This is a genomic window from Sphingobacterium sp. MYb382 (assembly GCF_037572665.1).
GTDB lineage: Bacteria > Bacteroidota > Bacteroidia > Sphingobacteriales > Sphingobacteriaceae > Sphingobacterium.
Genome location: NZ_JBBGZT010000008.1, coordinates 225,465 through 237,926, shown reverse-complemented (window position 1 = coordinate 237,926; position 12,462 = coordinate 225,465). Strand labels below are relative to the sequence as shown.

The window sequence follows — 12,462 nt, the reverse complement described above, 5'->3', positions numbered from 1 at the left end:
CCGATGACCGATATGCAAATCATTTTTTTAGATTAATTATAAATAAGTGCCTTTATAGGATAGTAGCTTATTGCTGGGGTTAACCGAAAGTAGGGGACTAGATTATTCTCATTATATTTAAACCATGAAAAACACGTCGGCAGTACTTTTTGATTTAGACGGAACATTAATAGATTCCGAATTTTTTTATTTTTCCAATTGGCAACCTATCCTTTCTGCTGAATTTGGCCTTGAAATAAGCTATGAGGACTGGATTGAATTTTTTGCAGGGCATACATTGGTAGCGAATGTACAACTGTTAGCAACGAAGTGGGGTATACAAACTACACAAGAGTTTATGTGGGATGCTACACGTGCCAACTATGCAAAATCGGATATGACAAAGATTAACTTGATGCCTTTTGCTCGTGAGATTTTGACCGCTTTGAAAGAAAAAGGTGTTCGCTTAGGTTTAGTGACTTCTAGTTACCGGACGACTGTTGATGCCGTACTAGGGAAGCATCAACTATTGGATTTCTTTGAGATTTTTGTAACCCGCGAAAATGTTAGTCAGGCGAAGCCTAACCCTGAGCCCTACTTATTGGCGAGTTCACTATTAGGAATCACGCCGGACGAGCTAATTGCTATAGAAGATACCTCAACAGGCTGTGCTTCGGCAAAAGCAGCTGGCTTACACTGTATCGCGGTATCTCAACATGAGAGTGAACGTGCGAAATTGACAGCTGCTGACCGTTTATGCTATAGCATGGATGAGGTGCTTAAAATGTTAATATAAACGTTTTAGCATAGCATTAATGTAATTAATTTGTACATTAGATTTTCAAAAATCAAATTATGAATAGAAGAACGGCTATTAAGCAATTTTTCATCCTTTCCGGGGGGCTTTGGCTTGCTGCATCCTGTACAGGGAATGAGCAATCAGCCTCTATTGCACTTAATCAGGTTAAATTTACAGCCAAAGATGAGGCCTTGCTTGCTTCATTAGTTAATGCAGTTATCCCGATGACGGATTCTCCTGGGGGGAAGGATTTGAATTTACATCTTTTTGTAATGAAAATGGTGGACGATTGCCATCCTAAGGCCGATCAAGATGCTTTTACAGAAGGTTTGAAAGCCGTTCATAAGTTGAATAAATCAAATGAAGCAGATTTGTTAGCTTATTTGCAGCAGTTGCCGAAGGATGATATTTTTCGTAATGTTCTTAAGCGTAGAACGATTCAAGGCTATCTTAATTCATCGTATGTGATGAAAAATAAATTGATTTATGAATTGGTTCCTGGTCACTATGACGGAGCTGTAAAGGTACAAGGCTAATTAACATGGCAAATCTAAATATTGACTCAGCAAAGGATAGAACGTATGACGCTATTGTTATAGGTTCAGGTATTAGTGGCGGATGGTCCGCGAAGGAGCTTTGTGAAAAAGGGTTGAAGACTTTGGTGTTGGAGCGTGGTCGTGATGTCCAGCATATCAAAGACTATCCAACAACAAATATGTACCCTTGGGAATTTGAGCATCGTAATGAGATGCCGCTGAAGATAAAGGAAGAGAATCCTATCGTGAGCAAATGTTATGCTTTTCATGAAGCAGCGGCTCACTTCTTTGTTAAAGATAAGGAGCATCCGTATGTACAGGAGAAGCCTTTTGATTGGATTCGTGGTTACCAAGTGGGCGGTAAATCGCTGTTATGGGCTAGACAGACACAACGTTGGTCGGATTTCGATTTTGAAGGCCCTGCCCGCGATGGCTTTGCTGTCGACTGGCCTATTCGCTATGCTGATCTTAAACCATGGTATGCTCACGTGGAGCGTTTTGCTGGAATTGCTGGAGACCACGATGGGCTTCCAGAATTGCCTGATGGCGAGTTTTTGCCAGGTTATCCATTAAATGTCGTAGAGAAATATTTTAAACAAAAGGTGGAGTCTAAGTTTGCGGGCCGCAAAGTGATATCATCACGTTGTGCACATATTTCTAAACCTCAACCGATTCATATCCAACAGGGACGTACACAATGTCAAAACCGTACCCTTTGTGAACGTGGTTGCCCTTTTGGAGGTTATTTTAGCTCTAACGCATCGACTTTACCATGGGCCGCGAAGACAGGCAACCTAACCGTTCGTCCTGATTCGGTAGTTCACTCTATATTGTATGATGAGCAAAAAGGTAAAGCTATTGGTGTTCGTGTTATTGATAGAGATACCAAAGAGGAAATCGATTTTTATGCGCGTGTTATCTTTTTGAATGCTGCTGCGGTAAACTCAAACCTTATTTTACTGAATTCGACTTCTAGTCGTTTTCCAAATGGACTTGGGAATGATAGTGAGACCTTAGGAAAATACTTTGCTTTCCATAATTATAGTGCCCGTATCTATGCGGAATATGATGGTTTGCTCGATTATACGACGAAGGGTAGAAACCCTGCGGGGGGAGGTTATATCCCACGTTTCCGCAATTTGCATAAGCAAGAGACGGATTTCTTACGTGGCTATGCTGCAGGTTTTGGTGCTTATCGTATTTCTTCATCCGATCAATCGGGTTTAGGTGGAGATTTGAAAGAATCGCTATTGAATCCGAAGTTAGGAAACTGGGGTGTAGGTTCGCATATGATGGGGGAGACTATTCCAAAGGCTTCAAACTTTTTGGCATTGGATAAAGACCAGAAAGACGATTGGGGTGTGCCTTTATTACGTATTTCGGTAGATTATGATGACAACGATGCCAAGATGAAAAAGGATTACTTAGATACGATGGAGGAGATGTTTGTTGAGGCTGGCTTCATTAACATTCGTCGTGATGAAAATAGTCAAGCTCCAGGTTTGGATATTCACGAGATGGGCGGCGTACGCATGGGCTTAGATCCGAAAACATCGATGCTTAATAAGTGGAATCAGTTACACGCTGTGCCTAATGTATTTGTGACGGATGGTGCTGCTATGACTTCTACGTCGACACAAAATCCTTCATTAACATATATGGCATTTTCTGCTCGATCGGTAGATTATGCAGTTAAAGAAATGAATAAAGGTAGTTTTTAATAGGCTATACAGTTCAAAAAAATATTTAATAAAAGGCTCAGCTTAAGCTGAGCCTTTTATATTATGGTGTTGTCTCTCTAGAAATTCTTCAAGAAAATTTGGATTTTTGTCGTACTATCAATACCTAATTTTTTGCGTAATCTATAACGTCCAATTTCTACAGCTTTTGTTGAGTTATTAAATATTTGTGCAATTTCTTTGGTACTTAAGTCCATTTTTAAGAGTGCACATAGTTTAAGCTCATTAGTCGTTAAATCTGGATAGCTAGCCTGCAACTTCTCGAAAAAATCCCGGTTTACTTCAAAAAAATGTTGATTGAAATCGTTGTATTCATCTTGCGATTTTTCCGCAATACGGATCATACGTAGCAACGTCGATAGGGTATCTTTTGTTGCGGTGTTATCTTTGCTCGCATCTTTAATATGAGTTTTTAGCTTGTTTAATACCTCTGAGCGTTTAATCATGTGAATAGTCATTGCCGAGAGCTCTTTATTTTTATAATCTACCTCAGCTGAAAGCTTTTCATTCTTCAGCTTCATGACTTCCTTTTCTGAGGTTTCCAACTCCAGCTGTAGGCGTTGCTGCTGTTGCTCATGTTTAATGATATACTTTCTTTGTAACCGCGATAGGGAATAGGCCGTTAAACAAGCCAAGAGAATAAAGTAGCCTAGGTAAGCAATATTACTTTTATACCATGGAGGCATGATTCGGAAACTATATTGACTACTGTCTGCTTGGGCATCACTGCCAAAGCGGCTTTTAACGATAAAGGTATAGTGCCCCGCAGGAAGGTTGGTATAATCCTTTTCACTTTTATTGGACCAAGCGGAAAAATCCTGATCGAAACCTTGGAGAATATAGCTGAATTCTACTTCTTGCGGGTTTGTGTACTCCAAGGCTCCAAATTCGAAATGTAAAGCATTTTGCTTGTTGGATAGCTGTGGTATATGTTCTTGCTTTTCGCCAAAAGGGGTTGCAAGTAACGTATCTTTCGTATTGGACGAAATAATCTTGTTTAAGAATGTAGCGGGTTTTTTCCATTTATACTGAAGGAAATCTAAGTGGATAAAACCTTTATTTACTCCAATCAAAACATGTGATAAGTCTTGTAAGTTGATAGACGCAAAGCCACCTATTACTTCTTCATTGAGTTCTGGAATACTTGTCAAACTAAAGGTATCGCCATTTTTTTTAAGGACATATACCTTGGCTCCCGCTGATATCCATAAATTACCTTTGGGGTCTTTCGCAACAAACTGTATCGCTAAACCTTTGGTGTATTTGTACAAAGTGGGATGTGGAATAAATTTTTTCTCCATATTGGAGAATAGATATAACCCATCTAAAGTGCCAATAAGCAACTGGTTGTCTATTTGGAAGATATAGTTGTGGAAGTCATCCGGGAGTCCGTTTTCTTTGGTGTATAAGATCGACTTATCAAGTTTTTTGTCCTTGAAGTTTGTGACAAATTGATAGACTCCTCGGAAAGGATGTGATGCCCAATAGGAGGAGGAGTAGTTATCATAGACCAGAAAGCGGATAGACTCTTCAATACCGACGATTTTATTATGCTCTGGAGCTGAGGGAACATCCAATTGATTTAGTTGTTGTAAGCCATTGTAGGTTCCAACCAAGAATGGTGTTTGTGGATTCGGCTGGTCTACGATGCGCCAAGTACCTTCATTGCTATATATTCTTTTTGGCTCACCCGAGGATAGGTTAAATAATCCTTTGTCATGACCGAGCATGAGTTGGTTTTGAATGACTTGTAGGTTCCAAACCTGCCCCTCTGTTTTTGGTATTTGTTCAAAATCAAATGCTTCGATTGAGGTATTCGCTCTTGTACGATAAACTCCGTCGGAGGTGCCAAGCCAGTATTGATTGTTGTAGCGTATAGAGGTGTAGCCTGATGATTCTTTGTCGCTATCTGTAAGGATATAGCGCAAAGGACTGTTTAAGGATACATAGGAGATCCCGTTTTCCATAGCTATCCATATATTTTGTTCATGATCTTCATATACGTAACGGATGTTGTTGGATAGAATACCGTTCTTTTTATTCCAGATATCTATTATTCTACCCTGGGCATCCATACGTATTAATCCATGAGAGATGGTTCCCATCACATAACTGCCACTTTTTAACTTTTTGACCGTATAGACATGTTTAAATATGTCTGATGAATAGTTTGTTGATGGTTTAAATGCGGTTACTTTTTGGTCCTTAAGTAGGAAGAGGCCTTCATCTTGTGTACTTATTAGATACGCTTTTTCTTGAAAGGGAACTATAGCGGTTATTATCGAGTTGCCAATAGCGTCATTGTCAATTATTTTTTTCCAGCCCGTGCTGCTGTATTGTAAGAGGCCAAGCTTGCTATCTTGCGCCATAACGGTCTCGTTAACCTTGCCCATATATGACCAAGTACCTTCAGGCTTCAATAGTATGATATCTTTCCCCTTTTCATAACGGAAAATCTGACTTGGCTCGCGAAAGAATACATAGTTATCTTTTTCAATAATATCCCAGATGTCATTAAACTGGTTTTTTTCTCCTGGGATTTTGCTGATTAATGATTCATATCGATAACCTTGGGGAGTCTCTTTTAAAGTGCCAAATTCATTTTGAGCCCCGACATAAAGTATATTTTCTTTTGACTTTAATAATGATCGTACATGAGGGTTGTTGGGAAGCTTAGTAATCTGCCAATAAAAACCGTTGAATATGACTACACCTTGTGCATTTGCGACAAAAAGGATGTTTTTATTGTCCTGTTCAATATGCCAATTTTGAACTCCCGCCTTATATTGTTCGTTAGAATAATTAATAGTCTTAAAGCCTTTACTTACTTGTGCTTGCAGCACATTACTGACGCTAAGTAACGCTACCCAAAGAAGGAAGAAAAGTTTATACAGGTTTATTGGCATGACATCCCAATTTATAAAATTTCAAATGCCTATGCAAAAGTTTTTTAATTTATTTGATTTTGTAATGTTAAATAAATGTTAATGTGTAGTGTTTTATTGATTTGATTTACAGTGTTTTAGCTGTTTTGTGTAGTGTTTTTTGAAGCCTTATTTTTATTTCTTTTAGCGAGTAGTAGTGTAGTTGTAGGGTTTAATTTTTATTGTTTGTTTTAAAAGAAATTCATATTTGTTCAACCAGTTATATCGAGCGGACTAAAATTCGCCTTTATACCAATAACCAAGTTTTAAAATTATAAACACTATGAAAAGAAACGTAACAATCTTTCTGTTGTTCTGTGTTTCGATGTTAACACACGTTCATCTAATGGCACAGCAACTGCAAATTCAAGGGCATGTAACGGACAGAGCGAATGGTAGTGCCATTACGCATGCTACTATTCAAGTGGTCGGAACGAGTACGACTACAGCTCCAAACGACAAAGGCTTTTTTACTATTCGCGTTCCTAATGCTAAAAGCCAAGTTCAAGTAAAGGCTATTGGCTATGCAACGAAAACGGTTTCTATTATTAATCCAGCAGAGTTTTTGGAAATTCAGTTAGATGGTGAGACCGGTAATATTGATGAAGTCGTTGTTGTCGGCTATGGTACACAGACGAAGGCTACCGTAACAGGGGCGATTTCTTCGGTGAAAGCCAAAGACTTAGAAAACATGCCATTAACACGTGTTGAACAAGCCTTACAAGGACGTACTTCAGGTGTATTAGTGATGACAAACTCAGGACAACCAGGTTCTGCAGCAAACGTGCGTGTACGTGGTACCACGTCAATAAATGGAAATGATCCTTTATGGGTCGTTGACGGTGTTGTGGTCGATAATGGTGGTATTGGTTTTATTAATCAGTCTGATATTGAGTCCTTAGATGTATTGAAAGATGCATCTGCACAAGCGATTTATGGTGCACGTGCCGCAAATGGGGTAATTTTAGTGACCACTAAAAAAGGAAGAATTGGTGCGCCAAGTATTTCTTATAACGGATTTTTTGGTACATCAGCGCCAGCAAAGAAGTTAAAACTGACAGATGCGACACAATATGCTACTTTACGAAATGAATCTTTAAAGAACGATGGTAAGGCTCCTTTGTTTGCAGACCCAGCTAGCTTCGGTAAAGGGACTGATTGGCAAGAAGAACTATTCAATAATGGCGCAATTCGTCATAACCATGAGTTTAGTGTTTCTGGCGGATCAGAAAAATCTACTTACTATACTTCCTTTGGTTATTTAGATCAACAAGGTATTGTGGCTACAGAAATTTCTAAATATAAACGTTTAAACTTCCGTTTAAATTCAACCTATTCACCAGCTTCGTGGATTACTTTTGGACAAAATATTGGTTATGCACGTGATAAATCAGTTGGTTTAGGAAATACAAATAGTGAGTTTGGTGGACCTTTGAGTTCTGCAATCAACTTAGATCCAATTACGCCAGTCGTTGTTACTGATCCTGCTGTTGCAGGACAAGCGCCTTATACTACTCCTTTTGCAGTACGTGATGCTTTTGGCAATCCATATGGTATATCTCCATATGTAGCGCAAGAGATGACGAATCCTATGGCTTTTATTCAAACACGTTTAGGAAATTATAGCTGGAGTGATAATATCGTTGGAAATGCCTTTGCGGAGCTTATGCCAATTGAAGGGCTGAAGTATCGTTCTAGTTTAGGAACTAAATTAGCTTTTTGGGGAAATGAAGGATTTACACCTCAATTCTATATGAGCCCTACAAGTAAAAATGATAAAGCTAATTTTTCAAGAGGTATGAATCGTATGATGGATTGGAATTTTGAAAACACAATCTCTTATACCAAAGATTTTAATAATCATAAAATAGGTGTTTTGGTAGGGCATGGAGCCTACATGCGAAATAATTCTTATAATATTAATGGAACTTATTTCGGCATTCCAGTCGATAATTTTGATGAAGCATCCATGAATTTTCCAGTTCCTAATACGGATAAAAACTTAGGTGGTGGTGAAGGTATTGTTGAACATATTCAATCTTTCTTTGGTCGTGTAAACTATAACTTCAAAGATCGTTACTTATTCGAGGCTTTAGTTCGTCGCGATGGTTCAACAAAATTTGGTCCGCAAAATAAATATGGAACATTCCCTTCTGTATCTGCAGGCTGGGTTGTGTCGTCTGAAGATTTTTGGAACCAAGATAATGCAACCGTTAATTTCTTGAAGTTAAGAGCCGGTTACGGTGTTGTTGGTAATGATAATATTGGAAACTTCGGGTACACTGCTGTTATTGGTGGTGGACGTAATTATTCTTTCGGTACAGGAGGAGCTTATTTAACGGGAAATAGTCCAAACTCTGTTCCGAACCCTAATTTGAAATGGGAGGAAACGAAATCTGCTAACATCGGTTTAGAGGCCGTTTTATTCCAGAATTTAAGCTTATCAATTGATGTATTTGATAAACGAACTACTGGAATCTTACAAAACGTACGTCTTCCACAATATGTGGGCGTTGTAAGTGATCCTCCAGCGAATATTGGTGCATTAACGAATAGAGGTTTTGAATTAAGTTTAGGATACAATAAAAAACAAGGCGATTGGACGTATGGTGCCTCTGGAAACGTGAGTTATGTAAAGAATAAAATAACAGATCTTGGTGGGTTTGACTTTTTGGCAACCAACTATCAAACCTTTCAGAACTCATCTTATGAAATTACAAGAACGATCTTAAATCAGCCAGTTTATTCTTTCTACGGTATGAGACATTTAGGTGTTTTCCAAAATCAACAAGAGGTTGATGCGTATGTTGGACCTAATGGTGGAAAGATTCAGCCAAATGCTAAACCAGGTGACTTTAAATGGGAAGACATCAATGGTGATGGCGTTATTAATGAAAATGACCGTGCAATTTTGGGATCTCCAATTCCTACTTGGACCTATGGTATCAATTTGAATGCTGCATATAAAGATTTCGATATTTCAGTATTCGGACAAGGGTCTGGTGGTAATAAAATCTTCCAAGGGCTGAGACGTTTAGATATTAATGCATCTAATTATCAAGAGAAAGCGTTGGATCGTTGGACTGGTGAAGGAACTTCAAACACACATCCTCGTTTAACAGATGACGATGCAAATAGAAACTATCGTAACCCTTCACAATTTTACTTGGAAAAAGGAGACTATTTCCGTTTGAAAGTAGTTCAATTAGGCTATACCTTCAGAAATTTCTCTTCATACATAGGTGCTAGAAACCTTCGTGTGTACGTAATGGCAGAAAATTTATTTACAATCACGAAGTATACAGGTTATGATCCTGAAATTGGTGGTGGATCGAATAACTCTGGAATGGGTATCGATCGTGGTCGTTATCCACAAGCACGCTCCTTCATGTTCGGGTTAAATATTGGTTTTTAAGGATTAAGTAGTCGTATTTTAACGAGTTGCCGTAAGGTGATGATCTAAAATAAAAAAAAATGAAAAAGAATAGATTGATTTTGGCCATGGCTGCAGCTATGTTGGTATCTGCAGCAGCTTTCCAGAGTTGTGGGAAAGAGTTTTTGGAAGCCAAACCAAAAGGAACACATTTCGAATCGGATTATTATAGAAATAGACAAGAGGCTTTTAATGGTTTAGTGGCGGTGTATGATGTGATTGGTTGGAGTACAAGCAACTATACCAATAAACTATCTGTTATGAACGTTGCTTCCGACGATATGAATGCCGGTGGTGGTAGTTCTAGTGATTTGCCTCACTTTCAGAACATGAATAAATTTACCGTTACACCTGCAGATGGTCCTCAAGAGGGACTTTGGGCAGGTGGTTACGCAGGAGTTGGTCGTGCAAATGTACTGTTAAGTAAATTGCCGCAGACAGTAATGGATGAAACAGAAAAGAAACGTTTTGTTGCAGAAAGCCGTTTCTTACGTGCCTATTTTTATTTTGATTTGGTACGTATATTTAAAAACATTCCATTAATTAAAGAACCGTTGTTGGCTGATAATATTAATTTGGTGGAACAAGTTAATCCTGCTGAAGTGTATGATTTTATCACCACAGAATTGAAGGAATCTTTAGCAGATCTTCCAGCCACAGTTCCTGTAGCTACAGAAGGTGGTCGTATTACAAAGGCAGCAGGGCATGCTTTGCTGGGTAAGGTGCTTTTATATCAAGAGAAATTTGCTGAGGCGGCGGCGCAGTTTGCGGAAGTTAACGGGGAGCCAGGTCAGGTGTCTAAATTTGGAAATCAGTTACTGCCAAATTTCGCTGATTTATTTGTTGTTACGAATAAGCATAATAAAGAGTCTATCTTGGAAGTGAACCATACCAGTTTATCGGCTGGTACTTGGGGCTGTGTTCCTTGTACAGAGGGTAATATTATCAATATTATGTCGGCACCACGTAATTACAATCTTTTGGATTCGACTAGAGGACCTGGTTTTGTCAGTGGTTGGGGATTCTTTATTCCGACGAAAGAATTGGCCGTATGGATGAAGGGCGATTCTCGTTATGCAGCGACCATTTCAAATGTTGATAGTTTAGCCAATGTACCATTGGGAGCAGATCCTACAATAATGGTTGTGAAGTATGGACAAAGTCACGACAATTCGGGATATTTCCTGAAGAAGTATGCTGGTTTAGCTAAAGATCGTTCTCAAGGAGCTGGTGATGCAGATTTGAACTTCCCACAGAATACCTACGAGATTCGTTTAGCTGATACTTATTTGTTAGAAGCGGAAGCTTTAGTACGAGGTGGGGGTAACGTTGGTCGTGCTTTAGCGCTGTTGAATGCAGTCCGGGATCGTGCACATATGACCAAAAAATCAGGTATTACCCTAGATGATATCGTCGATGAGCGTCGTATGGAATTGGTAGGTGAAGGTCATCGTTTCTTCGATTTGGTACGTTGGAAAAGAGCTGCGACAGTATTAAAATATAAAGGTTTTACGGAAAATAAAAATGAAATTCTGCCGATTCCTTTATTGGAGCTTACTAATACGATGTTAAAACAAAGTAAAGAGTACGGAGGTACTTTGTAACAGAATAAGGATTTAGCATATAGCTGGGAATATTTTATTCCCAGCTATATAAAAATTACCAAATGATTATAGCTAGAGCAATTAAATTTGCGTAGCATTGCCTTCGCTTAAAAAGTGTAAACCGTTACGTAAGGCATTTCTTTAAAAAAAGCAATTAACGGAAGTCTAATGGGGGACTTTCAATTTATAGATGTTTTGACTGTCGAGAGACGAAGAAAAAAAGTATGAAAAACAAATTAGTAAGTAGTGTATGTTTAGGTCTAGCTCTAGTTTTCGGGAGTATGACTGGCATGGCGCAGCAAAAAGCGGTAAAGAAAGAAATCGGTTTGCAGCTGTATTCCGTACGTAGCCTTTTAGGTTCTTACGTAGATGCGAAGGCTGGTTATGCGAAGGATTTTGTTCCTGTATTGAAGAATCTAGCCGATATGGGGTATACGGTCGTAGAAGCTGCAGGCTATAATGATGGTAAGTTTTATAATTTAAGTCCTGAGGATTTTAAAAAGAATGTAGATAAGGCAGGTTTACGCTTGATCTCATCACATACAGGTAATTCCTTAAGTAAAGAGGCTATTCGTACGCGTGATTTCACGGAAGGCTTAGCGTGGTGGGATAAATGTATCGCAGCACATAAAGCCGCTGGTGTAACGTATATCGTGACCCCATGGTTGGGTTTCCCAGAAACATTAGAAGAGCTTAAAGTACAATGTGAATACCTTAATGAAATTGGTAAAAAATGTTTAGAGAATGGCATTAAATACGGTTACCACAACCACTCACATGAATTTGCTAAGGTTGAAGGTAAAGATTTAATGTTTGACTTCATGATTCAGAATACGGATCCTCGTTATGTATTTTTCGAAATGGATGTGTATTGGACAGTTATCGGAAAAGGAAGTCCAGTAGATTACTTTAAAAAATATCCAGGTCGCTTTAAAACCTTGCATATTAAAGATCGCCGTGAGATTGGTCAGTCAGGAATGGTTGGCTTTGACGCTATCTTTAACAATGCTAAAACAGCAGGTGTAGAACATATTTTCGTAGAATTAGAGGAAACTACTAATGGCCTAGAAGCAGGCTTAAAAGAAAGTATCGATTATTTACGTAAAGCACCTTTTGTCCCTAAGAAATTCAATTAGTAGGAGTTATATTTGTTTACAATCGAAGAGTCGAGGTCTACCCCCATAGATCTTGGCTCTTTATTTATGGATTGTTACAAAGAAGGAATATATTTTAATTATAATCCTTTCGCACTAATGTTTAATTGCGCCTTAACTAGTCTTCAATCCTGTTTTTCCTAGAATACACCAAAAAAGGATGAAAACGGTAATTTCTCTATTTGTTTTCTATCAATAAATAAGCTTCCTTAGTGTAAGGATGTTCCAGCCGTCCAACAAAACCAATTAAATGATGAAAAAGGCTGGCTTTTACCTAATTTATTAAATACGAGA

Annotated in this window: 7 protein-coding genes; 6 read left to right on the top strand and 1 reads right to left on the bottom strand. The window is 38.5% G+C overall.

The window, feature by feature from the left end; translation table 11 throughout:
- Positions 1 to 124: 124 nt before the first annotated feature.
- From WH223_RS02875 to WH223_RS02865, 3 genes are read left to right on the top strand one after another with little or no spacing between them, the layout of a single operon-like run.
- A complete protein-coding gene (locus tag WH223_RS02875) occupies positions 125 to 775 on the top strand; it encodes an HAD family hydrolase (RefSeq protein ID WP_340046020.1) in 651 nt (216 codons plus the stop codon).
- 59 nt (positions 776 to 834) lie between these two features.
- The gene (locus WH223_RS02870) at positions 835 to 1,314 is read left to right on the top strand and encodes a gluconate 2-dehydrogenase subunit 3 family protein (protein WP_340046019.1); all 480 of its coding nucleotides are present in this window, start codon (positions 835 to 837) and stop codon (positions 1,312 to 1,314) included.
- A gap of 5 nt (positions 1,315 to 1,319) precedes the next feature.
- Complete coding sequence (locus tag WH223_RS02865; RefSeq protein WP_340046018.1) at positions 1,320 to 3,035, top strand: GMC family oxidoreductase; 1,716 nt, start codon at positions 1,320 to 1,322, stop codon at positions 3,033 to 3,035.
- 77 nt (positions 3,036 to 3,112) lie between these two features.
- Here WH223_RS02865 and WH223_RS02860 read toward each other — a convergent pair whose 3' ends face one another.
- Positions 3,113 to 5,959, bottom strand: a complete 2,847-nt coding sequence (locus tag WH223_RS02860; RefSeq protein ID WP_340046017.1) for a triple tyrosine motif-containing protein — start codon at positions 5,957 to 5,959, stop codon at positions 3,113 to 3,115.
- Between the two features lie 301 nt (positions 5,960 to 6,260).
- Between WH223_RS02860 and WH223_RS02855 the strand changes: the two genes are divergently transcribed.
- The 3 genes from WH223_RS02855 (at position 6,261) to WH223_RS02845 (ending at position 12,150) form a co-directional block, all read left to right on the top strand.
- Positions 6,261 to 9,392 (top strand): SusC/RagA family TonB-linked outer membrane protein, encoded by a 3,132-nt coding sequence (locus WH223_RS02855; RefSeq protein WP_340046016.1) that lies wholly within the window; start codon positions 6,261 to 6,263, stop codon positions 9,390 to 9,392.
- A gap of 59 nt (positions 9,393 to 9,451) precedes the next feature.
- The gene (locus WH223_RS02850; protein WP_340046015.1) at positions 9,452 to 11,014 is read left to right on the top strand and encodes a RagB/SusD family nutrient uptake outer membrane protein; all 1,563 of its coding nucleotides are present in this window, start codon (positions 9,452 to 9,454) and stop codon (positions 11,012 to 11,014) included.
- A gap of 224 nt (positions 11,015 to 11,238) precedes the next feature.
- A complete protein-coding gene (locus tag WH223_RS02845) occupies positions 11,239 to 12,150 on the top strand; it encodes a sugar phosphate isomerase/epimerase family protein (RefSeq protein ID WP_340046014.1) in 912 nt (303 codons plus the stop codon).
- Positions 12,151 to 12,462 lie beyond the last annotated feature (312 nt).